The organism is Luteolibacter algae, assembly GCF_042683045.1.
GTDB lineage: Bacteria > Verrucomicrobiota > Verrucomicrobiia > Verrucomicrobiales > Akkermansiaceae > Luteolibacter > Luteolibacter algae.
Map to the genome: position 1 here is coordinate 303,283 of NZ_JBHUIT010000017.1, position 25,023 is coordinate 328,305.

The following is a 25,023-nucleotide window of genomic DNA, read 5'->3' on the forward strand; positions in this document are numbered from 1 at the left end:
GGTGTCAACGCGGTTATCCTTTGAGCGATACCAGCTCGTCGGTATGTATGGTCTGTCGTGCGCGATAAAGCGCTACAATGATTGCCAGGCCAACAGCAACTTCAGCCGCGGCCACCGTGATGACGAAAAAGACCAGCATCTGACCATCGTAATCAGGCAGACCGTTTACTGTGTTGTGACGGGAAAAGGCGACGAGCGAAAGGTTTGCAGCGCTGAGCATGAGCTCCAGGCACATGAAAACGATAATAATGTTTCGACGGAGCACCACTCCGGCAAGGCCGATGGAGAATAGCAGGCCGGAGACGAGAAGGTAGTCGTTAAGAGCAGGCATAGGATTCAGATATCAAAGAAATATTCCGGTAGGGAATCAGTTGGTTTGACGCTTCGAAAGGACAACAACTCCCACAGTCGAGACGAGAAGAAGAACGCCGAGTATTTGCAGGGGAAGATTGTATTGGGTAAAGAGTGTGTTACCGATCAGGTGGATGTCGGGAAGCTGTCCGCTATTGAGCGCTTCAGCGATCTTCGGGCTGCTTTGCTCGTATCCGACTGCAGCTGCGGAAAGCGTTTCCTGGTCGAGGGAAGGTGCCTTTTGATTTGGTAGCTTGTGTGAAAGGACTCCGACGAGCTGAATGAAAAAAGCACCGACCAAAACTAGCCCGGCTGCCAGTGGAGCGTAGCTTTGTGCCCGCTTTTGCTCATCTTTGAGATCCAGCAGCATAATGATGAAGAGGAACAGGACCATCACCGCTCCCGAATAAACGAGAATCTGGATGACACCCACGAAGAATGCGGACAGTCCGACGAATAACGCTGCAAGGCCGACAAAACTGGTGACCATCGCAAGGGCGCTGGAAACCGGATTGCGAAATGCGATGACGGCACATGCTCCGATGAGCATGATTGTGGAAAATAGCCAAAAGAGATAGGAGGGCATGGAAGATGATTTTAGAAATTCGGGAGATTTAGAATGGCTGTCTATTTGAGTTCGTTCCATTTGTTGACGAGACCAACCCGGGTTCCGCCGATTTCGTAGAGTTTCTCTTTGTTGTGGACCATTGCCGCACGCGAGGTGCCTGTGATGAGATAGTCTTTACGCAGGAAAATTGCTTGCTCCGGACAAACTTCCTCGCACATTCCGCAGTAAATACAGCGAATCATGTCGATATCGAACTCCAAGGGACGTTTTTCGACCTTTGACCACTTGTCATCCGCGGGAATTTCCGAAGGAGTGATCTTGATCGCCTTTGGAGGGCATATAAACTCGCAGAGCTGACAGGAGACGCAGCGTTCGCGCCCTTGTTCGTCTGTAACGAGAGTAGGAGCACCGCGGTAGTATTCCGGCATTTGGTCATCCCAGCGTTGCTCCGGAAACTGCATGGTGACACCCAGCCCGGAGGATTTAAGGGATTTTGAACCCGGCGATTTCCCGCGCAACGATTTGATTGCGTGGGTCATCGTCAGGAAAAAGCCTTTGAATAACGCACCGAAATAAATTTTTTCGCCGGCGTCGAGTTTCGGACGGGTGAGCTTGATAGTAGGCATTGGGAAAAGGGAAATTGGTCAGTTAGTGAAAAACCGAGGGAAATAGAAGATTAAGCGCGGAGGATTTTTGCCGCTGGCTCCGAGACTTTGGCTACCCAGATAACCGCCGCAGTCACCACTGCGAGCAAGAGCAGCCCGATGACAAGAATTGTGGCAGTTAGTTCAGGCGCCGCGATGATCAAAGCTGCCAGAAACACGTTGATAAGAGCTGCCTCGAAGAAGATCACCCAACCGAGCTTCATGAGCTGATCATACCGGAAGCGTGGAACTGTCCAGCGAACCAGAATGAAGAATAGGATGAAGGCGAGGAGTTTGGTAAGGAAGATCCCAACGTGGATAAATCCACCGATCTGGAAATCACCGATAGAGAACCCGGCGATATGCTTATCCAAAGTGAAACCGGCGGACCAGCCGCCAAGGAACAATGTGATGATCAGCGCCGAGCCGATAACCATCGCTGCGTATTCACCCATAAAAAAGAGCGCGAATTTCATGGAGGAATACTCCGTGTGGTAGCCACCTACAAGCTCGGTCTCGCACTCAGGAAGGTCGAAGGGCATACGGTTAGTTTCGGCAAAGATGGAGACCGTGAAGATAACAAAGGCAATGAATGCCGGGATCCAGAAAAGAGCTGTCTGAAGAGAGGGCAGCGATAGTTCACCATTCGTCCAGAAGGGGAGCAACAGCCATCCGTTGTCTGCCTGGGCTTGAACAATATTGTTAAGATTCAAATCTCCGTAAAAAAGCAGAACAGGAACGATGGAGAGTCCCAGGCAAATCTCGTAGGAAATCATCTGCGCGGTCGAGCGGACCCCACCAATGAAGGGGAATTTGGAGTTGGATGACCAGCCGGCGAGGGTAATCCCATACACCGTCAAAGAAGAGATCGCGAAAACAAACAAGGGCCCGATATCGATATCCGCAATCACCAGTTTTTCCGTGCGGCCGAATAGAGTGACATCGGGTCCGAATGGGACCACGCAGACCGTAATGAGAGCGGGGACGACTGTTAAAGCGGGCGCCAGCCAGTAGAAGGCTTTTCTCACGTGATCCGGGGTGAAATCTTCTTTGAGGAAAAGCTTCAACCCATCCGCAATCGGCTGGACCAACCCGAAGAGATGAAAATCCTTTTTAGCTCCGAACAATGTCAGTGGGATACCGACCCGGTTGGGGCCAACCCGGTCTTGGATAATCGCTGAAAAGCGGCGCTCGAAGTATACCGAAAGCGGCACGAGCGGGAGGACGACCATGAAAGTGAAAGCGACGATCTTGGTGATGATGATCGCGAGATTGATGGCTAGTTCTGGCATTTTCTGAAGAAGTGGAAAGTGATTCGGTAGCAGAGGGTGAAGTAGGAAATTTCCTATCCGTTGATGGTTCCGGCTGCCTTGCGTGCGCGCTCATTTTCAAGAAGCGCAATTTTATAATTGGTTTCAGTGATCACCGTGCCCAGATCACCGATCTTGGAAAGCGTCATTCCTTCGAAGGCGGAGACATTTTCAGAAAGACGTCTGAAAACATCTTCGATGAGATGGATTTCCGCCTGCTGGCCGGAGATTTCAGAGATCAGATCCCGGAGGATTTCCCAATCGTCTCTGGTTTGGAATGGTGGCTCTACCGCTCGATTGAGACGCTGGAGGCGCCCGGTCAAGTTAACCATCGACCCGCGCTTTTCAGAGAACGCTGCCCCGGGAAGAACGACATCCGCCTGGTTGGCGGTCGGGTTGGCAAGAAGTGAGGTCTGAAGAAGGAAATCAAGATTTGCGAGATCTGCCGCGGAGAAGCCTGCATCAGTGATCAAATCTTCGCCAAATACCAGCAATGCTTTGATTTGGCCACCCTGGACGCCGGAACGAATGGACGAGAGAGCATCATAAGGATCAATGGTATCAAGAATCAGCTTTGCTCCGGTCGTATTCGGGTTTCTATCTGCCGCGATAAGCAGACCATCAGGCTCACCCTTGCGGGCGACAAGTGAAAGATGTGGAGTGCCCAGGGTTTCGCGTAGCGCTTTCAGTAGGACGAGCTCCTCATTGGTCATGCGTCCGGAGCCAATGATGGCAACCTGGTCGGCGGGAATTCCTTTTAAACGTGCAGCGGTAGCCGTAAGCGCATCGGGCCATGAGGTAACGGCATGGGCACCGTTGCTTTTCATCATGGGCTCGGTCAACCGGGCATCGCTATCGATGTAGTGGAAATTCAGGCGATGCGAATCCGGCATCCATGCGGAGTTCACCTCATCATTCTGACGGGGAGTGATGCGATGAATGGTATTGCCCCGAGTGTGGATGACGATGTTGGTGCCTGTGCCGCAATTGACATCGATGGACGGGGTTTCCTTCAGGAACCAAACCCGCATTTGGAAACGGAAGTCATTGGAAGTGAGGGCTCCGACTGGGCAGATATCAGCGGTATTGAGGGAATAATTGGAATCCAACCTCCGGTTTGGATGAACCGTCAAAGTGGTGTGGGTGCCTCGCTGAGTGAAGCCCAGGACCGGATCTCCGGCCACTTCGTCCATAAACCGAATACAGCGGGAGCACATGATACAGCGCTCATCATCCAGACGAATGCGGGGACCGATATCGACATTTTTCGGCTTTTTCACCTTCATGTCGACAAAGCGCGATACGCCACGGCCATACCCAACGGATTGTTCCTGCAGGCGGCATTCTCCGGCTTGATCGCAAATCGGGCAGTCGAGAGGGTGGTTGATGAGAAGGAACTCCATCACGCCCTCCCGGCATTTCTGGACCAGCTCACCGGTTGTGCGAATCCCCATGTTTTCTGCAACAGTATTGGCGCAGGAAATCGCCGGACGCGGCATCCAGCCGATCGGTTGATAGCCATCCTCGTCATAGGTAGGTTCTTGGCCCGGCATCGGCCGTGGAGGCATACCCATCTGCACAAGGCACATCCGGCAGTTTCCCGGAACGGAAAGCTTGGGATGATAGCAATAATAGGGAACGTCGACCTTCACTTGGCGGCATGCCTCGATCATGCGGGTGCCTCGCGGGAATTGATACCACTTGCCATCGATTTGCACGTTCACCATGCCTTTTTCGGCGGCAATGTCTTTAGGTAGTTTGAGTTCTGCGGAGGCCGTAGGGGTATCGCTCATGACTGGAAAATGAAAAAAAATGATAAGCCATTCGGCCTGCGCGGAATATGTCGATCTAATCGCTGGGCGGCAAGTGTGCTTTGTGAAATTTTTCACAAAGTGCGTGAACCGCAAAATCAGCATGGCGGAGGTTGAAACGGGAGACGAGGATGTCTAGAAAGTCTGTGTGAGAAAAGATCGATTGGATGCGCTGCTGGTTTTACGAGGAATGTGTGATTCCAGAGAGCAGGGAAAAAGGCTGGTTCTGGCGGGCGAGGTGAAGGTGGATGGCCGTGTGGTGGATAAACCCGCGGAGCGTTTCGGCGAAGATGCCGTCGTGGAAATTAAGGAAAAACCGAGGTTTGTGGGCCGTGGAGGCTTGAAGCTGGAAGGTGCGTTGATCCATTTCGGGATCGATGTTTCCGGTTGGACGTGTCTTGATGTTGGCGCTTCCACCGGAGGTTTTACCGACTGTCTGCTACAGCGGGGAGCTGCAAAGGTTCACGCCATTGACGTGGGAACAAACCAGTTGGTATGGAAGCTGAGGAACGATCCACGGGTGATTTCCCGGGAAAAATTCAATGCAAGAGGATTGGAGGAGAAAGATCTGGGTGAGAAGGTTCGCTTGGCGGTAATGGATTTGTCTTTCATCTCGCTGACCAAAGTACTTCCGGCGGTTTTTAGCGTGCTGGAACCGAACGGATCCGTTGTTTGCCTGATCAAGCCCCAATTCGAACTAAGGCGCGAGGATGTCGGCAAAGGCGGGATTGTGCGCGAAGAAGAATTGAGAGAACGGGCCGTTGAAAAGATCCGGGCCTTCTCCGAGGAAAACGGGCGCGAATGGCGGGGAGTGATACCCGCTCAGATTGCGGGTATGGACGGAAATCAGGAATTTCTGGCGTGGATCGGTTGAAAATAATTGAAATAATACAGAATAAAAATCGCTCGTGCGGCTCTATTTATGTAGTAGGATCCCGCTGAGATACTGAGCCCCTGATCTCTACGAACCAACAAACAAAACCAACCAACCAATGAAATTACTACTTACAGCATTCTGTGCCACCATGTTTACCAGCCCGCTTGTCTTCGCTGAAAAATGCGAAAAGGGTAAGTGCGACAAAGAAAAAGATGAGTCCACCCTCGTGGCTGAAGCCGGCAAATGTGACAAAGGCGGCAAGTGCGACAAGGAAAAAGGCGAGTCCACCCTCGTAGCTGAAGCCGGCAAATGCGAAAAAGGCGGCAAGTGCGACAAGGAAAAAAGCGAGTCCACCCTCGTGGCTGAAGCCGACAAATGCGAAAAAGGCGGCAAATGCGACAAGGAAAAAGGCGAGTCCACCCTCGTAGCTGAAGCCGGTAAATGCGAAAAAGGCGGCAAGTGCGATAAAGAAAAGGCTGAATCCACTGTGCTTGTATCCACAACTACCGATGCCCTCGCTCATTGCGGCAAGTGCGGTAAAGGTGAGAAGTGCAAGGATTGCAAAGACGGCGAGAAATGCGAAAAGTGCAAAAAGCACAAAGCTGAAAAAGAAGAAGGCACTCTGATGGCTGGCAAAGATTGCGACAAATGCAAAAAAGGTGCCGAGGAGAAAGAAGAAGGCACACTTGCTTAATTCCTGGCTAATTCGAATTAGTTTCAAAGCCAACGGTTCGTCCGTTGGCTTTTTTTATGTCCCTGAATATACGGATAAAAAAAACCATTCCCCGTTTTGCGGAGAATGGTGGATGTAGAACGATAGTAACCTTTCCTCTAGCGTCTGCGGCGTAGGAAAAGAAGGCTTCCGAGAGCAATCATGAGAGTGCTCCCTGGTTCTGGAACTGTTTCAAATGAATAGTCACGCACTGTGACTCCGGACACCTGGCCAAGCGTCGATCCATCGCTCCCGGTAGTTCCTGCAGATGGTAGGGCCTGCATTGCTCCGGTGGTAGATGTCGCGCTCGCAAAACCAGAAGCAGGAGTAACTGTCGTTGCCGCCGTGGAGTAAATGGTTCCTGCGGATGCGGAAGAGGTTGCCGATAGAATCACCGAGTATTCTGACGCGCTAATCTTGGTAGCAGCCAGTGTCAGAGTCCATGTAGATGATAGGAAGGTATTGGCATCCCCGATCACCACATCAGTTCCGATACCCCGCAGAACAAGCGTTTTATTGGGTAGGCTATCGTCTTCGTAGGCAAGCCCACCTGAGATTGCAAGCGCTGGCGCAGGTGCGGTAATCTGTTCTGTAAGGCCCAGAACATACATCAGCTCGTTGCCATTCGGGACGTTGGTAATTAGGTTTGTGCTAGCGCCGAATACAAATGTCGACTTGACGGTATCCGTCGTGCCAACGGTGTTTGCACTTTTAATTGTGGTGTTCTGTGCACGGATGTAGGCACCACTGAGCGTGGTGGTATTTCCCATGCCATCTACCGTCCATTGGTCCTGGCTAAGCCAGCCATCTTTGCCCGACAACTTCCCGGCCGTATAAACCGGGGTATCGAATGAGGTCGAGTAGATTGCCGCTTGTGCAGATGAGGCAGTTGCAATCGCTGCAAGGCTACGAATTAGGTTTCTTGGTTTCATGTTTTAAACCACATGGATTGTGGCTGCATGATAAATGTATGCATTCCGTCCTTCCTGCATTTATTTTTCAGAATTATTCACTTTAGATCTCTTTTTGCTTTCTGGCCCATAGTTCGCTCAGAATCAGTGAGTTTGAAGGTGTTGTGCTTGGGTGAAGTCCACAAAAAAGGCCCCGGTTTCAAACCGGAGCCTTTTGGGAAGTCGTTGTCTCGAAGTTCGATTACTTCTTGAGAACTTTGAGTTTGCTGACGCCGTAGATGGCGTCCTCACCGAGCTCCTCTTCGATGCGGAGGAGCTGGTTGTATTTTGCAATCCTGTCGGAGCGGGACATGGAGCCGGTTTTGATTTGTCCGCAGTTTGTAGCAACCGCCAGATCAGCAATCGTGCTATCTTCGGTTTCGCCGGAACGGTGGGAAAGAACCGCCGTATAGGCATTTTCCTTGGCGAGTTCCACAGCATCGAAGGTTTCTGTGAGGGAACCGATCTGGTTTACTTTCACGAGGATGGAGTTTGCAACGCCGAGATCGATGCCTTTCTGTAGGAACTTGGAGTTGGTTACGAAAAGGTCATCACCGACAAGTTGGGTGTTTTTACCCATGGTATCGGTAAGGATTTTCCAGCCATCCCAGTCATTCTCGTCGCAACCGTCTTCGATGGAGATGATCGGGAAGCGCTTCTGGAGATCTGCATAGAAGGCAACGAGCTCTTCGGCTGATTTCTCCGAGTTATCGGATTTGTGGAAGATGTATTTGCCCTTCTCCTTGTTGAAGAACTCGGAAGATGCCACATCAAGAGCAATGGAGATATCCTCGCCCACTTTGTAGCCTGCCTTTTCGATCGCTTGGCAGATGACGCCGAGAGCATCTTCCGCGGAGTCGAGCTTGGGAGCAAAACCACCTTCGTCGCCCACAGCTGTGGAAAGTCCACGGCCATGAAGAACACTCTTAAGTGCGTGGAATACTTCAGCACCATAACGGACAGACTCGCGGAAAGTCGGGGCACCGATCGGGACGATCATGAACTCCTGGAAGTCGATCGGAGCATCCGAGTGGGAGCCGCCGTTGATGATATTCATCATTGGAACCGGAAGCACTTTGGCGTTTGGTCCGCCAAGATACTTGTAAAGTGGGGTGCCGAGTTGAGCGGAAGCTGCTTTGGCAACGGCAAGGGAAACGCCGAGAACCGCGTTTGCTCCCAGTTTCTTTTTGTTCGCAGTGCCGTCGAGTTCGATCATTGTCGCATCGATGGATGCTTGTTCCGTCGCGTCGAAACCGAGTAGCTCGGGAGCGATGGTTTCGTTGACTGCCTCAACGGCTTTGAGAACGCCTTTGCCAAGGTAACGGGACTTGTCGCCATCACGAAGCTCGTGGGCTTCATGCTCGCCGGTGGATGCGCCGGATGGAACCGCGGCACGGCCGATCGCGCCGCCTTCAAGGTGGACGTCAACCTCAACAGTTGGGTTGCCGCGTGAGTCGATGACCTCGCGGCCCCGGATTTCTACAATAGTGGTAAGATCCATGATGTATTATTTGTGTAAGTTTGGAAAGTTTTCCTAAGAGAGGTTTCCTTAGGCGTGATAAGCGGAGATGGACTTGATGGTCAATGTTTGCATTTGCTCGGACTCGACATTGCGGACTTTGGCATCGTCTCCAACGGACAGTCCCATGAGCGCTTTGCCAACATCCGAGAGGTAGGATACTTCCTTCCTTTCCGGAGTGGAATCCCATGCGCCGAGAACTGTGATGGTTTGTTCTTTGCCATCCTCGTCGGCGAGAACCACAACGGTGCCGATATTCACAGTTTGCGTATCGGCTCCTTTGAAATCAGTGCCTCTGGCGAGAGCGATTTCACGCTCCAGGGCCGCACGCCGGTGTGCCAGGAATTTTTCCATATCCTTGGCGGATTTGTATTCAAAGTTTTCGCGGAGGTCGCCGTAAGAGCGGGCAATTTTAACATCCTGAAGGTTTTGCGGGATTTTTACGCGGATAAGTTCTTCCAGCTCCTGTTTCTTCTTCTCCAGGGATTCCCATGAGACGAGAAGAGGTTCCTCACGTTTTGCCGCGTTTTGTCCGGAGACAAGTTCCACCGTTTCCGGGCGAACTTTGATGATGCGGGCCATCAGGGACTTTTTCTCAAGGTCGCCGAAGACAGGACAATCAAGCATCCGGCGCGCAAAGTTTTTCGCTTCGTTGAGATCCATACCATTGACGAGGTCCGAAAGTAGAGCCTTGTCGTCATTGAGGAGTGTCTGAAGACGCGACGTCTTGCGCGGACCGTCCGAAAGGTGGTCATTTTCAAGCAGGTTGAGGATGGATGCTCCCACGTCCGCACCAAAGATTTCTTCAGCCGACCCTTTGCGCTCGCGGCAAACCCAGATCAATGCATCTGGGCCGAGTGCCCGGCGTGCGAGGGCGGAGGAGAGGTGCTCCATGAGAACTGGCATTCCCCCGTTTTCGGAGAGGATACGGGCAATTTCTGTGACTCCGCGGGCACCGACCTGGTCAAAAACGGTAACGATCTTTTCAATCCATTCCGGACCAAAAGCCGTTTCGAATGCTTCATAGACCGCCCGTTGGCGGGTTGAAGGGAGAGCGACCAACTCTTCGGCAATGCGGCTGAGATCGGAACCGGCAATGAGATCGCTGAGGCGGACGGCGCTGGGATCCAGCTCGAGGGCTTTGTTGCTGCCGATGACTTCATCCCGTGCGGCGATGAGTTGCATGGCATGTCCCAGTTGCACACGGGCAGCTTTCTTCGCCCCGTCATCAATATCCGTGAGAAGTTGTTTGAGGGCTTCCGAGTCTTCATCGAAGGCACCGATGTCCGCAGCGATTGCTTCCAGCGCTTTGATCATTCCTTTGATATCTTTCGAAGCTTCGAAATCTGCCAATAGAGCCTGGGCGGGGGTGATATCGGTATCGCGCAAGACGATAGCTTCCGTGCGCTTGGTGGGCACTACGGCCTTTCGGCTTTCTTTGACCGCCTTCTTGGTCGCATCCCACCATTTTTTGTATTCTTTGGTCGGGATGACCGCACCGCTCACGAGTGCTTCGATGGCTTCGCCGGTGATGGAGCCGCCATGGCTTTCCAAGATGTGGATGACAAGTGCTACAGAATCCGTTTTCGCGAGTTTGCGGAGCTCTTCGATTTGCTCGATTTTTACGGCGCGGAAGTCGTCCTGAGGAAGCCACTCTGTTTTCTGCATGGCGAACTGGAGATCCATTTCCTGTCCGCTGGATTTTTCAAAGTCTACGACGATTTTTTTTGTCGCAAAATCCCAATCAATCACTTTCCCGGCACCAAATGATTTGTGCAGGCAGAAATTCCCGGGTGCGAGTTGTGAAAGACGTTCTCCGACAGGCGCTGGTATTTTACCGGCCTCTACCAATTTCTCGACATCAGGATGCATGGACACAGCTTGGAAACTCGGATGAGGAAACGCAAGCCTTCCGGTGATAAATCGGTTTTTAGTGATTTTTTCACGTCTAGACTACACGACGAGGAGGGCGGCGCTAGCCTTTTCGCTCACTGGCCGGGCACTTTTTCGCGCCCGAGGATTCAGACGAGCCTTGCCGCAAGTAGCTCCCGTTGGAAAACGAGTTCTTTTGGTAAATGGTCGTATAGATCAATGAAAAGTTCTCCTTGCGAGACAAGCTCCGTGCGCCATTCCCGCCGATCAAATCTCATCACTTTTTCGAAGTCTTCCCTGGTGAAATTCTCCAGACCTTCGATATTGAAATTCTCGTAGTCAGGAATCCATCCGATTTGTGTTTCATGTCCGGCAGCTCCACCCTGGCAACGTTTTACGATCCATTCTAGGACGCGGATGTTCTCGCTGAAGCCGGGCCACATGAATTTCCCATCTTCGGTCTTGCGGAACCAATTCACGTGGAAAAAGCGGGGAAGATGCGTTAGATAACGCTGCATTTCAAGCCAGTGGCCGAAGTAGGCTCCCATGTTGTAGCCGCAGAAAGGGAGCATGGCCATAGGATCGCGCCGGACTTTACCGATGGTGCCGGCAGCTGCGGCTGTCATCTCAGATCCCATCGTCGCTCCCACGTAGACTCCATGGCCCCAGTTGAATGCCTGATAGACTAGAGGCATGGTAGTAGCACGGCGGCCACCGAAGATGACACCATCGATGGGAACGCCCTCCGGGCTCTGCCAGTTGGGATCGATCGTAGGGCATTGGGCCGCAGGAGCGGTGAAGCGTGAGTTCGCGTGTGCGGCGGGACGCCCGCAATCTGGAGTCCAGTCCTTTCCCGTCCAGTCGATGAGATGTGCCGGCGGCTCTGCGGTGAGGCCTTCCCACCAGACATCGCCGTCATCCGTAAGTGCGACATTTGTGAAGATGGTATTTTCCCGCATTGATTCCATTGCTATGGAATTCGTCTCCCAGCAGGTCCCCGGAGCAACTCCGAAAAAACCGGTTTCCGGATTTATCGCATGGAGTTTGCCATCATTATGCGGCCATAGCCACGCGATGTCATCGCCCACGATCGAGGTCTTCCAACCTTTGTCCGCGTAGGTTTTCGGGGGGACAAGCATTGCCAGATTTGTTTTTCCGCAAGCGGAGGGGAATGCGGCTGTGACGTATGTGGTGGAGCCATCGGGAGCATGGAGGCCCAAAATGAGCATGTGTTCCGCCATCCAGCGGTGCTCGCGGGCAATATTGGATGCGATGCGGAGCGCGAGGCATTTTTTGCCAAGAAGCGCATTACCTCCATAACCGGAGCCATATGACATGATCTCCCGGGTATCGACGAAATGAGTAATATATTTCTCATCATTACAGGGCCATGGGACATCATTTTCGCCGGGGGACAGAGGAGCTCCCACGGAATGGAGGCATTTGATGAATTGTGCGTGGCCATCGCGTTTCTTCGGAAGCACACCCGAGGTTTCATCCTCCAGGCGTTTCAGAATGTGACTCCCCATATGTGCCATGATTCTTGTGTTCACTACAACGTATGGGCTGTCGGTAACCTGAATGCCAATCTTAGCTAGCGGTGATTCGAGTGGCCCCATGCAGAAGGGGATGACATACATGGTGCGCCCGGCCATGGAGCCCGAAAACTTCGTCAGAAGAAGCTCTCTCATTTCCGTGGGATCCGCCCATTTATTGGTGGGGCCCGCCTCATCGGGACGTTTGGTGCAAATGAAGGTTTTTTCTTCGACTCGGGCCACATCGGACGCCTCGGAACGGGCGAGGAAAGAGTTCGGACGTTTTTCCGGGTTCAAGGGGGTGAATGTTCCCTGCTCACAAAGTAGCTGGGTGAGTTCATCCCATTCCGTCTGGGAGCCATCGCACCATCTTACCGATTCCGGGGAGCATAGCTCGGTCATCTCCTCGATCCATGATTGTAAAGCCTGATAGGATGTTCCTTGAATTTTCATATCTACCTATATCTAAGCCGAAGTCATTCGTAGCTGCAAGATCAGGCGTTCCAAAGAGAGGATATGCGCAAACTCAAGCAAGATTGGTGGCCGGATCGCTGCGACGCACAGCCTTACCTACGTTTTTACGTAGTCATAAAGTGGTTGCGAAAAGGTAGAAGCGGGTCTTTTCTAAGGAGGTCGATGCGGTGGTCCTTCAGGGTTTCCGTATTCAGACTTCCCCCCAACTCCCCCCAATACACATGAAAACGCAATATTTTCTTGCGGCGATGTCGTCGCTTGTTCTTGTGCATCCACTCGGTGCCCAGAACTTTGTCGATATTCTCCCTGGAACCAACAATGTGCCGATCAACAGCGTGAACTACGTTGTCGATGGCATCGATGTCTCCCAAACCTCCGAAGCCTCTGGTGTGGCAGTTAACCGTGATGGCTCGGTTTACCTGAAATCCGTGGTCGTGAACGACGGAGGTGTTACCAAGACTCTTGATTCTTTCAACTCACTGGGAGCTACTGTCACAAATCTGAACCTGACCTCCCAAGCCGGTGGAGTGGGGGTGTTCGATAATGGGACTGTGACCACGACTTCAGACATCAGCGCGTATGCGACATCGCTTGCAGGAGTCACGCAGGACACCGATCTCCTTAATTACGCATTCTACGATGGAGTGAGTAATCTTCCGGGTAGCTCGACAGCTGACTTTGACCTCCATTTCGCGAAAGGTTTCGAGGCAAATGATTTCGTTTTAGTTTCCGAGCGTTATGGAAATACCTTTTTCACAATCGTTCCTCTGGATGCCAACGGAGATGTGATCGCCGGTGCTAATACCCTACGCTTCGGCGGGCCTGCGACAAAGGGGGCCTATCAAGCCTATGATTGGAATTCCGGTTATGCGGCTGAGAGCTATCAGGCCAGCCAGGCCTTCGGTTTCTCCGTGGCAAGCATCGGCAAGTTCTTTGAAGGTTCCGCAGCCGCGGAGCAGGCGGTCTACGGGTTCAGAATCGATAACAATGGTGAAGCTGATGTGAAATTCTTCGGGCTTTCCGATAACTCATTTGTAGATAATCCGAACAACCCGACTGTTCCGGAGCCCAGTGTTGCGATCATTTCCATGATTGGGATGACATTGCTGCTGCGCCGCCGTCGCTAAGTTCCCCGGCGGCTCTTCCACGAAGGAAAATCTTTTTCGCGTCCCTGCCGGGGGTTCTCCCTGGCAGGATTTTTTTTAGCCTAGCAGCTCAACGAAATGGCGATGCACCTCGTGGTTCGGAACGATTCCAGAAAATCGCTCCGCCTGTGGACCGATTGCCGAAATCATCGTTGGATCGGAAGTATGTGACGTGCCTGTCCAGCCGATTCCTGTGTGGTTTCCGGCAAACTGGCCGAGCAGCCCATGTGCGTTGTGGAGTTGGTTGCTCCATTCTATGAAGGGCTTTTCAGTGAGGCTTGCGAAGAGTGCCGCAGCTTCCTCCGGCTTGAGTTTGAAGGCGAGTTTCCGTTGGACCAGATCGGTAAGGAATTCGGGTGAAACCTCTTTTGCTTGGTTCCATTCCCCTAGCATTCTCTCGTAGGATGAAGTCATGCGTGTGATGCCTTTGAAGGCGTCATTAGAGTTTCCGTATTCTTTTCCGGTGCCATTGAGCCCGGGGTTTGCGTTACCGTGATCACTGGTGACAACGACGAGGATGTCATCGCGTCCATCGATCATTTCCAAGACCTTGGCTAGAGCATCGTCGAAAGCCAATTGATCCCAGAGCAGGCCGGCCGCGTCATTGGAATGTGCTCCGTGGTCGACTCTTCCTCCTTCGATCTGCAGCAGGAACTTTTCGTTTCCGTATAAAAAATCATTGAGGGCGAACTCAGACATCTCGGAAAGGCTTGGGGTTGTTTGCCCGAGTGCCGCGTCGTTGAGCCTGTCTACTTCAAATGGGAGGTGACCATCGCTGAAAAGTCCGAGAACTTTACGGCTTTTGCTTTTCAATAGTGTTTCGCGATCTTCGATGTACTCGTAGCCATTCTTAATGAAAACGGATCGTGCGTCACGGGAATCAATGCGCTTTCCAGGATCGAAAAAACGCCTGCCTCCACCTAGCAAAATATCCACAACACCAGCATATTGGGGGGCGATGAGGTGCTCGTCATCGCGTTTTTCACTTACAGCGCCGAATCCTGCCGGTGTGGCATGGGTGATCGTCGCCGTGGTGACCAGACCGGTGCGCCTCCCGCGTTGTTTCAGGAAGCGGAGGATTGGCTCGGCCTCTGTTCCATCCGGACGAACGTTGATCGAGCGGTTGTTCACCTTCGATCCGCCGCCCCATGCGGATGATGCCGCAGCGGAATCCGTCACAAAAGAGTTGGCAGAGCTTGTTTCCATCAAGCCACGGACGGCGGAAGAGTCCGCGATAAGCTGCCACCAGCGGGTTTCTCTCTGGTGAACGATTTTGGAGAAATTTTCAGCCATAGTGAGAACTCCGTGGCTCATTCCGTCCGCAACCATAAAAATTATGCCGTTGACCTCGCCTGCGGCGCCCGGAGTCTTTTTCTGCTGGGAGCAGCTCGCGAGCATGGCTGCCGCACCGCCTAGTCCGCCGAGTTTCATCCAATCGCGTCTGCCCATTCTCGAGTCACTCATGCGGCGACGCTATCAGGTGCTCCACGTCTGGCAAGCCGTTGGAAAACAACGGCGAGAAATGACATTCTCCGCACGGAAGGCTTGCACGGGCTGGCCGTGTAAACTAGCACACTTCACCATGACACACGATCCGGACCAGCACGCCTCACTTGGAGCGATGTATTCCGATTACTTTTTAGACTACGCGAGTTACGTAATTCTCGAGCGTGCCGTCCCGCACCTGCATGATGGGCTCAAGCCGGTCCAACGACGGATTTTGCATTCTCTGCGTGAATTGGACGACGGGCGTTACAACAAGGTGGCAAATGTCGTGGGAAACACGATGAAATACCATCCTCACGGGGATCAGTCGATCGGTGATGCGATGGTCCAGCTAGGGCAGAAGGATTTATTGATCGATACCCAGGGGAACTGGGGCAACACGCTTACGGGAGATGGCGCGGCGGCACCTCGTTATATTGAGGCGAGGTTGACAAAGTTCGCCCTCGAGGTGGCATTCAACCCGAAAACCACCAAATGGCTGCCATCCTATGATGGACGGAACCAGGAGCCGATGACTTTGCCAATGAAGTTTCCCTTGCTTCTGGCTCAGGGAGTGGAGGGAATTGCCGTGGGTTTGGCCTGTAAGATCCTTCCTCACAATTTCAACGAGCTGGTCAGCGCCGCTGTTGCGTATTTGCGCAATGAGCCTTTTGAGCTTCTTCCCGATTTTCCCACCGGTGGTATCATGGACGCGAGCGAATACCGGGATGGCATCCGGGGCGGAAAGGTGCGGGTCCGGGCGCGTATCGATATCGAGAAAAAAGGAATTTTACGTATTACGGAGATACCTTTTGGCACAACTACCGGTGGATTGATGGATTCCATTGTCAGCGCGGCAGATAAAAATAAAATCAAGATCCAGAAAATTGAGGATAACACTGCAGCACATGCGGATATCCTCGTGTATCTGCCAAGCGGTGTGGATCCGGAAAATTCCCGGGATGCCCTTTATGCGTTTACGGATTGCGAGCTGAGCATTTCACCGAATTCCGGAGTGATCCTGGACGGAAAGCCCGCCTTCCTTGGAGTGAGCGATATCTTGCGGCAAACGACGGATTTGACGCGGGGCCTTTTGAAAATGGAGCTCGAGATCCGGCTGCACGAGCTCGGCGACAAATGGCATTTTTCGTCTCTTGAAAAAATCTTCATCGAGAATCGCATCTACCGGGATATCGAAGAAGCGGAAACCTGGGAGGCTGTGCTCAAAGCAATCGATGACGGCCTGGAGCCGTTCAAAAAGCTTCTCAAACGAGAGGTGACGGAAGAAGATCTTATCCGCCTGACAGAAATCCGGATCAAGCGGATCTCAAAATTCAACTCCTTCAAAGCTGATGAGGAAATCCGGGGAATCGAGAAGGACATCGCGGAGACAGAGAAAAACCTCCGAAATCTTACCCGATATACCATTCGCTGGTATGAGAACCTCGGGAAGAAGTATGGCAAGGAGCGGCAGCGGATGACGGAAATCTCATCTTTCGAGCGGGTGGATCGCACCCAGGTGGTCGCTGCTACGGAGACATTGTATCTGGATGCGAAAAACGGCTTCGCGGGGACCTCATTGAAAAAGGAAGAAGCATTGGAGAAATGCTCGATGCTTGATGACATTATCATTTTCACCGCGGATGGAAAAATGAGGGTGACCAAAGTAGCCGATAAATTCTTCGTGGGACCGCGTCCCCTTCGAGTCGCGGTTTTCCGCAAGGATGAAGATATCATCTACTCCATGATTTACCGTGATGGTAAGGATGGGAACATCATGGCGAAGCGTTTCACTGTCGGAGGGATCACCCGGGACAAGGACTATGATCTCACCAAGGGAACCCGCGGGAGCAAAGTGCTATATTTCAAATGGCATAGCACCAATGAAGAGAGCTCGGCGCAAATGTTGCTCGTTCATCTGAAATCCGCGTTGCGGATCCGGAATCTGGTGAGACCCCTGCATTTTGCGGAATTCGGAATCAAAGGACGTGGCAGCCAAGGCAATATCGTGACCAAGCACCCGGTCGAAAAAATCCTTATCGCCCCCAAGGATTACACCCCGTAGTATCCATAAATCATGATCGAAATCGGCCAAAGAGCCTCTCTCACTATCCTCCGGGAAAAGCCGGTCGGCCTTTTTCTTGATGCTGAAAATTTAGGGGAGATCCTCCTCCCAAGACGTGAGATGCCAAAGGAATGGCTGCTGGGGACTACGCTTGATGTCTTCATTTATCTGGATTCCGAAGATAGATTGGTAGCTACTCTGAAACAGCCGCGTGCCATGCCCGGGGAGTTTGCGAAGCTCAAATGTATCGCACTGACAGAAGTGGGCGCATTCCTCGAATGGGGCTTGCCAAAAGATCTTCTCGTGCCCTTCCGGGAGCAGAAAATGCGGATGGAAACCGGTAAAAGCTATTTGGTGAAAATTCTTCTCGATGAATCCAGCCGCCGCCTGATGGCCACGACACGAATCGCGCGCCATATAGATATTACTCCGGCGATCTATGAAAGCGGGGAAGCAGTCGATCTTATTGTCTATGGCAAAACTCCCATGGGCTATAAGGCGATCGTGAACAATGCCCACACGGGTCTGATTTTTGCAAACGAGGTTTTCCAGGAACTCGCTCTAGGAGAAAAACTCAAGGGCTACATTGCGGCCGTCCGCGGAGATGGGAAGCTTGATCTAACCTTGCATCCTCCGGGTCGGGAGCGTGTGGATGATCTTGAAAAACAGATCATGGGAGAGCTTGTAGCACGCGGCGGCTACTGGGCAATCAGTGATAAAAGTCCGGCTGAGGAGATTTACGCGGAGCTAGGAGTTTCGAAACGGACCTTCAAGCAAACTGTCGGAGCTTTGTTGAAAAAACGCCTGGTGACTCTCACAGATGCTGGTATCCGGCTCAACTGAGCGAAAGCTTACTCTCTGAGCGACTGAATCAGGGCTCTTAGCTGCTTCTGAAACTCCACGATGTCTTCCTCCGTTGGATCATAAGCCGCAGTTTCCGGCTCAAGCCCCGGCTGACCGTTTTGATCAATCGTCCAGATGGCGCGTTCGCCATCGCTGAAGACAGCTTTGCCACTGACGATCATCCCGGAAAGCGGCATATCGTCCATCGTGACCTGCACGCCACCCGTGTGAGATTCCTCCTGCGCGAGATCATCCGGCACTTCAACAGCCACGTCATCTTTAGCTAGCTCAATGCCAAGATCCAAAATCACGAAGCGGGTGTCCATGTAGGTAATGGGAAGGTTCATTTCCTCGTGCATTTTCAGCTGGATATCAGGAAGCCTTGCCCCGGCTGCCGCCCAGGATTTGATGGTGGCGATTTGCTCTTCGGAAAGCTGTTTGGTGCTGAACATGAGCACAGTCTGGCGGCTGCCGGGCATTTGCCTAGGCTAATGCGCATCATTGAAAGAAGATTTCAGAGATACGCAAAGAAAAGCCGCTGCCCAATCGGACAGCGGCACAAAACATACCCCGGAGTGATACGGATGATTTAGTATTTCACTCCGCAGCCGTATGGCTCGTTCTTGGCGTTCACGACTTCGGTGCCGCTGATTACGGAGTCGAGCGCGTTGGCAAAGAGCTTTTCGGCGGAGTCGATATCAGCCGCGTCGGTCGATGGCTTGGAATCGATTGCGCCGGAGTAGGCGAGTTTGCCATCTTTTCCGATGATCATCATGTGAGGCGTCACTTTGGCACCATATGCCTTGCCAATGGTGCCGTCGGTATCGAGCAGAACTTCAGTGGCCTTGCTGCCCTCCTCATTTACTTTTTCATCAAGCTTGGAGGCCTCGAGGTAACCTTGTTTTCCTTCTGCCGAAGAGTTCACCGTGAGCCAGACAACATCCTTACCGGTGTAGTCTGCCTGCAGCTTTTGCATATTTTTGCTGGAGTAGTGCTTTTTGACAAACGGGCAGTCAAAATTCACCCATTCTAGAACGACAACTTTATCTTTGTAGTCGGAAAGGCTTACTTTCTCTCCTTTAACGTTGTCAGCAGTGAATGCTGGTGCTGCTTTGCCAATTTCTGCGGCAAAGGAAGTGGCGATAGCAAATGCTCCGACTAATGTGGCTGTGATCAAGGATTTCATGATTGATTTTGGATTATTGATTCAAGGACGTGAGATGAGCGTCCCGAAGGCCGGAATTTATCTCAAAAAACACAAAAATCATCGGATAAATGTGCAAAGCAGACCAATAGCTGCCTGAACGGAAGACAAGGAGGCTGTTTCTTCTGCGGTGTGGTAGCCGGTGGTCGGAATTTGCAAGGTAGTGCCGTTGATTTCACCATCCGAAGCATAGGCGAGACGGCCAAGTTCCGTGCGTCCCAAAGATGATGCTTTTTCCTTATGTTGGTTCCTTTCCTCGATCCATTCATCCTTGTAGCTGTATTTGATCCCCAATTCATCGCAGCGGTGCGCGATTTCATCCGTAAATTTGGGGTCAAAAGTGCATGTGGCATCTTTTCTACGGAGGACGAGGTCCTGTGCGGCCGCTTCTTCGAGCGTGGGGTAGGGACTGGTATCCAGAACCAACAGGCGGTGGGTGGTAATCGATTCTCTCCGTAGCCACTCGAGCGCATAACGCCAGCTTCTCCCTGCTTCCTCTTGCGCGGTGAAAAGCGCTGTGCCCTGAAAGCCGATGCGGTAGAGGTAAATGATAAGTGCGACGCTCAGAACGTTGTCCAGCTGGGCGGAAATATGGGTATTGGTGAGTTTCAGACGATCAAGGAACGAGATCGGCGTGCCCGGCTCCAGATGATCGAGCCCTTCCACCTCGAAGATGAGGTTCAAGCGCTTGGGACACAGGTAGCCGGAGGTAATAACACTCTGGCCTATGTAAGTGCCGGTATAGGGCAGATGAGCTTGGACACGCTGCCCGGTAAAGCGATCGGCTATGGTGGCGACCATTTGCTCGGAAATGGAATCACCCGTCAACTCGCTCCGGTTTGCCGCAATGAACGCTGCATATTGGAATTCATTTGGCCCGGTGCAGACGAGGCCGTTTCTATCGATATGGGCGGATAGGATTACACCATCCGGATTGTTCCCGCGTGCCACGAGAATCCCGCTGTGCCTTTCCACTGAAATGTCCAATTCCTCTAGCTCACGTCTTAGCACGCGGAAAAATGAATCTTCCGCGCCGACTACAGCGGGCTCTCGAATCAAATGTCTGAGCGTAATTAGAAAGCCGGAGAGATCTGCTGTGGGAGAGGGATACATGTGATTTGCTTCTTAGCAAAATCCGCGATCGATGTGTGAGAGCAAAATGTCTGTTGCGCTGTTTTACGTAAATGCCGCGAATCGCGGTGTTTCATTTCGATTCAATCTGGAAAGCTCCCTGATTAGGCGATTTCAGAATTAGAACGATCTGATCCAGTTTGCCGGAAAAATACTCACTCTTTGGAGCGGAAGCCTTCCAGATCCCACGGGTGTTCTTCTCGAAGCTCGGTTTGGAGGCTGGATCGATGACATTGCGGGTGAGCGGAAATACCTCGTGGTCGACAGGAGAAAAGCCGGTATCGGAGGGTATGGATAGCTCGAAGAGAATTTTTTCATCCCGCTCGGTCACGGATAGCTTTGCTCCTTCCAGCGGTTGGGGCAGTGCGGTGAAAGCTTTGGCGACGAGCTTGGAGTCCACTTCACCGGGGAGGGCAAGTTCTGCCTTGCCGGGGAGGCAGGTTTCATCATTGCAGGTGAGCCAGGACAGGCTTGCGGAAAATTCCGGAACCTCGCCTTCCGTGTCTGCGGGCGGATGTATGACGAGAGGAAAAAGTATTTCCCCCTCATACCCGAAACCGGGTAGTTCACCGGTCATAAAACGGATGGGGGCAGGATATTGGATTTCCCCAAGCGTCCAACCTTCGGGCAATTCCGCTTTGATGGAAAGAGGAAGACCACCTTCCCCCGGATTGCTCCAATAAGTGTGCCAGCCTTCATCCACTCGCATTTTGATGACTGTTCTGAGTGGCTCCCCTCGGGAGATGGTTTGACTTTCGCCGATCCATACGGCGGATGCATGGGATGAATCGTCCGCTGCGCTGGCTACGGCGACGAATGAGGCTGCTGCGATAATGACCGATTTCATATGGATCACTTTTGGATAGCTTAAAGAGAAACGCAAATCGACAATCGGCAATACTACTTGGGAAATTAATTGCCTGGAATGCGCTGAGAGCAATTTTCTTGAGTGATTCTATCACACAGTCGAGTATGAATATTATCTTATGAAGAATTGTTTTTATATTGGAGCTGCATTTGGCATGGCTGTGGGTATTTCCCAAGCCGAGGTAAAAATGGAAGCCGGCGATGGCATCTTGAAGTTCACCGGTGGAGAAGGCCCGGGCAAAGGAAAGCAGGTTGTGCTTCTTGCGGGGGATGAGGAATATCGGTCCGAGGAATCAATGCCGATGTTGGCGAGGATCCTTACCGAACATCATGGATTTGATACGACAGTTCTTTTTTCGGTTTCGGAGGATGGCACCATCGATCCTACAGCCACGGATAGCTTGGCGATGAGTGAAAGTCTGGACTCTGCTGATGCGCTCGTGATGCTGCTGCGATTCAGAAACTGGGACGATGAGACGATGAAGAAGTTCAATGCTACGGTGAATCGTGGCATACCGATCGTCGCGCTGAGAACCAGCACACATATTTTCAATTTTCCGAAAGACAGTCCATGGGCGGAATGGTCCTGGAATCACGAAAGCGGGGGATTTGGTAGAAAGGTCCTAGGTGAAACCTGGGTTAGTCACTGGGGAAAACACAAGTTGGAGGCAACGAGAGGAGTCGTCGAGAAAGGACAAGAGAAGAATCCGGTATTGAATGGTGTTGTTGATGTTTTCGGGGACTCCGATGTTTACGAGGCAGCCCCACCGGAAGATGCAACGGTATTACTCCGTGGGGTAGTGCTTAAAAGTATGGAGCCAAACAGTGAACCCGCGGATTATGAGAAAAAACTCAAGGCTGGCGGGAAGCAGAAGGTCAATGAGCCTGCCATGCCGGTCGCTTGGACCCGCGAGGTGAAGAATGAAGCTGGAACAACAAATAAAGTGCTGACGACCACAATGGGAGCTGCAACGGATTTGCAAAATGAAGGGCTGCGTAGGCTCGTCGTCAATGGGGTTTTCGACGGGCTTGGGATGGAAGTGCCGGCGAAGGCCAATGTCGATATCGTCGGCGAATTCCAGGGCAGCAAGTATGGTTTCGGTGATTTCCAGAAAGGAAAAAAGGCCGGGGATTTCGCAAAATAGTCGGAGTCGTTCTACTCGAAGTGACGGAGGTGACACACTTCCGTCACTTTTTTTATGCCTTGTATGCGGGATTTCGGCTAGGAGTCTCCAGCGATCGCGACTTTATCATGCAGAAGGAATTAGATTTAGACACCCACCAAAAAGCACTTAAAATCAATTTGGACCCCCGATGGTATGGCACTTTTGCCGAGATCGGTGCCGGCCAGGAAGTCGTTCGCTGGTTTTTCCGTGTTGGGGGAGCCGCGGGAACTGTCGCAAAAAGCATGTCTGCCTACGACATGACCGTGAGCGATGCAATTTACGGTAGTGGTGACCGATATGTGTCCCGCTCGCGCTGTCAGGCGATGCTGGACCGGGAGTTCGGGCTCAATGTGGAGCGATTGAGTGCACAGCGTGGAGACAGCACCGCTTTTTTTGCTTTCGCTGATACCGTCGTCGCTAGGTCATTCAAAGGTGGCAATGAATGTCATGGCTGGATGGGGCTGAAGTTCCAATCCCGCCCGCATGATGAGCCTAGCCAGATTATGATTCACGTCCGGATGCTGGATGCGGAAGCTTCCTTGCAGCAGGAGGCTCTGGGAATTGTCGGGGTGAACCTGCTCTTTGGTGGATTTTTCCTTCATCACGAGCCTGAAAGTCTGGTGGAAAGTCTATTGGACAAACTGACAACCGGGCGTGTGGAGATCGATATGATCGAGTTCCGCGGAATTGAGTTCCGTGCGGTCGATAATCGTCTTATTGCCCTGAAGCTTGTTCAGCTCGGTCTAAGTGGTGCCGCTATGTTCGGCGCAAATGGGGAGGTGCTTCAGCCATCTGAGGCGCTTTACAAGAAAGCCGTCTTGGTTGAACGGGGAAGTTTCCGGCCCCCGACTCATGTGAATTTTGACATGCTGGAGTGTGCTTTGAAAAAATTCAAGGAAGACGACTCGGTCCGTGATAAAGAAGTTCTACCTATTTTCGAGCTCACCATGCGAAATTTGCTCGCCGGTGGGAAGGACGTCGATCGGCGGGATTTCCTCGCAAGAGCTGATTTATTGGCCGCTTGCGGGATGACGGTGCTGATTTCCGATTACTTTGAATACTATAGGCTCGCCGCTTACCTGTCTTGGCGGACTAAAGAGAGGATTGGCATCGTCATGGGTGTCCCGTCGCTGATCGAATTGTTCGAGGAGAAGTATTACACCTCGCTTCCCGGCGGAATCTTGGAAAGCTTCGGAAGGCTATTTAAGCATAACCTCAAGCTTTTCGTCTATCCATTGCGGGAGGCAAAAACGGGAAATACGATCACCAAGGACTCGATGCAGGTTGCTCCCGAGCTTTCGAAGCTCTATGGTTATCTTGCGGATCGCGGAAGCTTCGTGGATCTGGATAATCATAATCCCGATGTTCTGAGTATCTTCTCCAGAGATGTCCTCAACAAGATCGGTGAAGGCGATAACAGCTGGGAAAGTATGGTTCCGAAAGAGGTCGCGGATCTGATCAAGAAACGCTGCTTCTTTGGCTACACTCCCAGCTGAGCGGATCAACGCCAACGGGTGCTCAGCCCCTCATAGGCGTCAATTCGTCGATCCCGGAAAAACGGCCATATCCGCCTAAAATCTTCCACCATTTTGAAATTCACATCGTGGTAAAGGATCTCTTCGTTTTCGACAGAGGCCTTTGCCACAAGTTCTCCGTATGGGTTGGCAACAAAGGATTGTCCCCAAAATTCCGTGCCATCATGAGTTCCCGCGCGGTTAACTGCAGCCAGGTAGCAACCATTCGCTACCGCATGTCCACGTTGCACTGATTCCCAGGCGCAATGCTGGGCAATTCCTAGCTCTTCTTTTTCTTCGGGAAGCCATCCGATTGCAGTCGGGTAGATCAACAATTCAGCGCCTCCGAGTGCCATGAGCCTGGCTGCTTCTGGATACCATTGATCCCAGCAAATCAGGACTCCGATTTTTCCGAATGCGGTATCCCAAACCGGCCAACCGCTGTCACCGGGTGTGAAATAGAATTTCTCTTCAAAACCGGGGTCTTGTGGGATATGGGCCTTGCGATAAAGCCCTAGTAAACTGCCGTCCGCGTCATGAATAGATGCAGTATTATGATAAAGGCCAGGCCCGCGATGCTCGAATAGCGAAGAAACTAGAACGACTCCAAGTTCCCTGGCGATTCGTCCAAGACGATCGGTGACCGGTCCCGGTAACACATCCGCCAGATCGAAACGATTTACATCCTGAACAGTGCAGAAGTAAGGGGTCAGGAAGAGTTCTTGGGTGACAATGATCTGTGCTCCGCCTTCGGCAGCCGCACGTATCAGTGTTTCGTGGTGATCGAAAGCTTCTTCCTTGGTTGGAAATGTCTTTGATTGGAGGAGGGCAATGCGTGGCATGATTTAAGCTAGTTATCCGTTATCATGTATCCATTTAGCGATAAATCAAGAGCGGCCAAACGGAATTATCAGTATTCTACTATGTTTATAGTATTGAGCGGGTGACGGGTGTGAAGCGGAGCGGTGTGGAGAGTATTT

22 protein-coding genes are annotated in these 25,023 nt (G+C 52.0%); 7 read left to right on the forward strand and 15 right to left on the reverse strand.

Features of this window, described 5'->3' with window-relative positions; all coding sequences use genetic code 11:
- Positions 1 to 13 precede the first annotated feature (13 nt).
- From nuoK to ACFSSA_RS10650, 5 genes are read right to left on the reverse strand one after another with little or no spacing between them, the layout of a single operon-like run.
- On the reverse strand, positions 14 to 331 hold the full coding sequence (gene nuoK / locus ACFSSA_RS10630; protein ID WP_386820426.1) for an NADH-quinone oxidoreductase subunit NuoK: 318 nt from the start codon (positions 329 to 331) through the stop codon (positions 14 to 16).
- A gap of 36 nt (positions 332 to 367) precedes the next feature.
- Positions 368 to 937 (reverse strand): NADH-quinone oxidoreductase subunit J family protein, encoded by a 570-nt coding sequence (locus ACFSSA_RS10635; RefSeq protein ID WP_386820427.1) that lies wholly within the window; start codon positions 935 to 937, stop codon positions 368 to 370.
- A 41-nt stretch (positions 938 to 978) separates the two neighbouring features.
- Complete coding sequence (locus tag ACFSSA_RS10640; RefSeq protein WP_386820428.1) at positions 979 to 1,545, reverse strand: 4Fe-4S binding protein; 567 nt, start codon at positions 1,543 to 1,545, stop codon at positions 979 to 981.
- 50 nt (positions 1,546 to 1,595) lie between these two features.
- A complete protein-coding gene (locus ACFSSA_RS10645; protein WP_386820429.1) occupies positions 1,596 to 2,855 on the reverse strand; it encodes a complex I subunit 1/NuoH family protein in 1,260 nt (419 codons plus the stop codon).
- A 53-nt stretch (positions 2,856 to 2,908) separates the two neighbouring features.
- Positions 2,909 to 4,666, reverse strand: coding sequence for an NADH-quinone oxidoreductase subunit G (locus tag ACFSSA_RS10650; RefSeq protein WP_386820430.1), 1,758 nt, complete (start codon positions 4,664 to 4,666; stop codon positions 2,909 to 2,911).
- A gap of 166 nt (positions 4,667 to 4,832) precedes the next feature.
- Here ACFSSA_RS10650 and ACFSSA_RS10655 point away from each other — a divergent pair, with 166 nt between their 5' ends.
- Complete coding sequence (locus ACFSSA_RS10655) at positions 4,833 to 5,558, forward strand: TlyA family RNA methyltransferase (protein ID WP_386820431.1); 726 nt, start codon at positions 4,833 to 4,835, stop codon at positions 5,556 to 5,558.
- A 118-nt stretch (positions 5,559 to 5,676) separates the two neighbouring features.
- Complete coding sequence (locus tag ACFSSA_RS10660) at positions 5,677 to 6,255, forward strand: hypothetical protein (protein WP_386820432.1); 579 nt, start codon at positions 5,677 to 5,679, stop codon at positions 6,253 to 6,255.
- Between the two features lie 137 nt (positions 6,256 to 6,392).
- On the opposite strand, the gene ACFSSA_RS10665 is transcribed toward ACFSSA_RS10660, so the two are convergent.
- The 4 genes from ACFSSA_RS10665 to ACFSSA_RS10680 form a co-directional block, all read right to left on the reverse strand.
- Positions 6,393 to 7,205, reverse strand: coding sequence for a PEP-CTERM sorting domain-containing protein (locus ACFSSA_RS10665; protein WP_386820433.1), 813 nt, complete (start codon positions 7,203 to 7,205; stop codon positions 6,393 to 6,395).
- Between the two features lie 220 nt (positions 7,206 to 7,425).
- Positions 7,426 to 8,724: a phosphopyruvate hydratase gene (eno, locus tag ACFSSA_RS10670; protein ID WP_386820434.1), complete on the reverse strand. Its 1,299-nt coding sequence runs from the start codon at positions 8,722 to 8,724 to the stop codon at positions 7,426 to 7,428.
- A gap of 48 nt (positions 8,725 to 8,772) precedes the next feature.
- Positions 8,773 to 10,614, reverse strand: a complete 1,842-nt coding sequence (locus ACFSSA_RS10675) for a GreA/GreB family elongation factor (protein ID WP_386820435.1) — start codon at positions 10,612 to 10,614, stop codon at positions 8,773 to 8,775.
- A 149-nt stretch (positions 10,615 to 10,763) separates the two neighbouring features.
- Positions 10,764 to 12,602 (reverse strand): phosphoenolpyruvate carboxykinase (GTP), encoded by a 1,839-nt coding sequence (locus ACFSSA_RS10680; protein ID WP_386820436.1) that lies wholly within the window; start codon positions 12,600 to 12,602, stop codon positions 10,764 to 10,766.
- A gap of 242 nt (positions 12,603 to 12,844) precedes the next feature.
- Between ACFSSA_RS10680 and ACFSSA_RS10685 the strand changes: the two genes are divergently transcribed.
- Positions 12,845 to 13,750: a hypothetical protein gene (locus ACFSSA_RS10685; RefSeq protein WP_386820437.1), complete on the forward strand. Its 906-nt coding sequence runs from the start codon at positions 12,845 to 12,847 to the stop codon at positions 13,748 to 13,750.
- 75 nt (positions 13,751 to 13,825) lie between these two features.
- On the opposite strand, the gene ACFSSA_RS10690 is transcribed toward ACFSSA_RS10685, so the two are convergent.
- Positions 13,826 to 15,232 (reverse strand): alkaline phosphatase, encoded by a 1,407-nt coding sequence (locus ACFSSA_RS10690; RefSeq protein WP_386820438.1) that lies wholly within the window; start codon positions 15,230 to 15,232, stop codon positions 13,826 to 13,828.
- 118 nt (positions 15,233 to 15,350) lie between these two features.
- Here ACFSSA_RS10690 and ACFSSA_RS10695 point away from each other — a divergent pair, with 118 nt between their 5' ends.
- Complete coding sequence (locus ACFSSA_RS10695) at positions 15,351 to 17,318, forward strand: DNA gyrase/topoisomerase IV subunit A (RefSeq protein WP_386820439.1); 1,968 nt, start codon at positions 15,351 to 15,353, stop codon at positions 17,316 to 17,318.
- Between the two features lie 12 nt (positions 17,319 to 17,330).
- On the forward strand, positions 17,331 to 18,161 hold the full coding sequence (locus ACFSSA_RS10700) for a CvfB family protein (RefSeq protein ID WP_386820440.1): 831 nt from the start codon (positions 17,331 to 17,333) through the stop codon (positions 18,159 to 18,161).
- Positions 18,162 to 18,169: 8 nt separating this feature from the next.
- Here the strand turns inward: ACFSSA_RS10700 and ACFSSA_RS10705 are convergent, their stop codons facing one another.
- The 4 genes from ACFSSA_RS10705 to ACFSSA_RS10720 all read right to left on the reverse strand — a co-directional run bounded on the left by ACFSSA_RS10705 (position 18,170) and on the right by ACFSSA_RS10720 (position 21,343).
- Positions 18,170 to 18,613 carry a hypothetical protein gene (locus ACFSSA_RS10705; RefSeq protein WP_386820441.1) on the reverse strand — a complete coding sequence of 148 codons (444 nt, stop codon included), beginning with the start codon at positions 18,611 to 18,613 and terminating at the stop codon, positions 18,170 to 18,172.
- 137 nt (positions 18,614 to 18,750) lie between these two features.
- On the reverse strand, positions 18,751 to 19,347 hold the full coding sequence (locus ACFSSA_RS10710; protein WP_386820442.1) for a redoxin domain-containing protein: 597 nt from the start codon (positions 19,345 to 19,347) through the stop codon (positions 18,751 to 18,753).
- 78 nt (positions 19,348 to 19,425) lie between these two features.
- Complete coding sequence (locus tag ACFSSA_RS10715) at positions 19,426 to 20,478, reverse strand: peptidase M42 (protein ID WP_386820443.1); 1,053 nt, start codon at positions 20,476 to 20,478, stop codon at positions 19,426 to 19,428.
- A gap of 91 nt (positions 20,479 to 20,569) precedes the next feature.
- Positions 20,570 to 21,343, reverse strand: coding sequence for a protein-disulfide reductase DsbD domain-containing protein (locus tag ACFSSA_RS10720; protein ID WP_386820444.1), 774 nt, complete (start codon positions 21,341 to 21,343; stop codon positions 20,570 to 20,572).
- 139 nt (positions 21,344 to 21,482) lie between these two features.
- On the opposite strand from ACFSSA_RS10720, the gene ACFSSA_RS10725 reads away from it, so the two are divergent.
- Both ACFSSA_RS10725 and ACFSSA_RS10730 read left to right on the forward strand, forming a co-directional pair.
- Entirely contained in the window at positions 21,483 to 22,508 is a 1,026-nt protein-coding gene (locus ACFSSA_RS10725) for a ThuA domain-containing protein (RefSeq protein WP_386820445.1), read from the forward strand.
- Positions 22,509 to 22,615: 107 nt separating this feature from the next.
- Entirely contained in the window at positions 22,616 to 24,025 is a 1,410-nt protein-coding gene (locus ACFSSA_RS10730) for a TonB-dependent receptor (RefSeq protein ID WP_386820446.1), read from the forward strand.
- A gap of 5 nt (positions 24,026 to 24,030) precedes the next feature.
- On the opposite strand, the gene ACFSSA_RS10735 is transcribed toward ACFSSA_RS10730, so the two are convergent.
- Positions 24,031 to 24,885, reverse strand: a complete 855-nt coding sequence (locus ACFSSA_RS10735) for a carbon-nitrogen hydrolase (RefSeq protein WP_386820447.1) — start codon at positions 24,883 to 24,885, stop codon at positions 24,031 to 24,033.
- Positions 24,886 to 25,023 lie beyond the last annotated feature (138 nt).

Bases quoted from the DNA above. Each gene is read 5' to 3' on its own strand.
- nuoK (WP_386820426.1), bottom strand. From the start codon at position 331: ATGCCTGCTCTTAACGACTACCTTCTCGTCTCCGGCCTGCTATTCTCC.
- ACFSSA_RS10635 (WP_386820427.1), bottom strand. From the start codon at position 937: ATGCCCTCCTATCTCTTTTGGCTATTTTCCACAATCATGCTCATCGGA.
- ACFSSA_RS10640 (WP_386820428.1), bottom strand. From the start codon at position 1,545: ATGCCTACTATCAAGCTCACCCGTCCGAAACTCGACGCCGGCGAAAAA.
- ACFSSA_RS10645 (WP_386820429.1), bottom strand. From the start codon at position 2,855: ATGCCAGAACTAGCCATCAATCTCGCGATCATCATCACCAAGATCGTC.
- ACFSSA_RS10650 (WP_386820430.1), bottom strand. From the start codon at position 4,666: ATGAGCGATACCCCTACGGCCTCCGCAGAACTCAAACTACCTAAAGAC.
- ACFSSA_RS10660 (WP_386820432.1), top strand. From the start codon at position 5,677: ATGAAATTACTACTTACAGCATTCTGTGCCACCATGTTTACCAGCCCG.
- ACFSSA_RS10665 (WP_386820433.1), bottom strand. From the start codon at position 7,205: ATGAAACCAAGAAACCTAATTCGTAGCCTTGCAGCGATTGCAACTGCC.
- eno (WP_386820434.1), bottom strand. From the start codon at position 8,724: ATGGATCTTACCACTATTGTAGAAATCCGGGGCCGCGAGGTCATCGAC.
- ACFSSA_RS10675 (WP_386820435.1), bottom strand. From the start codon at position 10,614: ATGCATCCTGATGTCGAGAAATTGGTAGAGGCCGGTAAAATACCAGCG.
- ACFSSA_RS10680 (WP_386820436.1), bottom strand. From the start codon at position 12,602: ATGAAAATTCAAGGAACATCCTATCAGGCTTTACAATCATGGATCGAG.
- ACFSSA_RS10685 (WP_386820437.1), top strand. From the start codon at position 12,845: ATGAAAACGCAATATTTTCTTGCGGCGATGTCGTCGCTTGTTCTTGTG.
- ACFSSA_RS10690 (WP_386820438.1), bottom strand. From the start codon at position 15,232: ATGAGTGACTCGAGAATGGGCAGACGCGATTGGATGAAACTCGGCGGA.
- ACFSSA_RS10695 (WP_386820439.1), top strand. From the start codon at position 15,351: ATGACACACGATCCGGACCAGCACGCCTCACTTGGAGCGATGTATTCC.
- ACFSSA_RS10700 (WP_386820440.1), top strand. From the start codon at position 17,331: ATGATCGAAATCGGCCAAAGAGCCTCTCTCACTATCCTCCGGGAAAAG.
- ACFSSA_RS10705 (WP_386820441.1), bottom strand. From the start codon at position 18,613: ATGTTCAGCACCAAACAGCTTTCCGAAGAGCAAATCGCCACCATCAAA.
- ACFSSA_RS10710 (WP_386820442.1), bottom strand. From the start codon at position 19,347: ATGAAATCCTTGATCACAGCCACATTAGTCGGAGCATTTGCTATCGCC.
- ACFSSA_RS10715 (WP_386820443.1), bottom strand. From the start codon at position 20,478: ATGTATCCCTCTCCCACAGCAGATCTCTCCGGCTTTCTAATTACGCTC.
- ACFSSA_RS10720 (WP_386820444.1), bottom strand. From the start codon at position 21,343: ATGAAATCGGTCATTATCGCAGCAGCCTCATTCGTCGCCGTAGCCAGC.
- ACFSSA_RS10725 (WP_386820445.1), top strand. From the start codon at position 21,483: ATGAAGAATTGTTTTTATATTGGAGCTGCATTTGGCATGGCTGTGGGT.
- ACFSSA_RS10730 (WP_386820446.1), top strand. From the start codon at position 22,616: ATGCAGAAGGAATTAGATTTAGACACCCACCAAAAAGCACTTAAAATC.
- ACFSSA_RS10735 (WP_386820447.1), bottom strand. From the start codon at position 24,885: ATGCCACGCATTGCCCTCCTCCAATCAAAGACATTTCCAACCAAGGAA.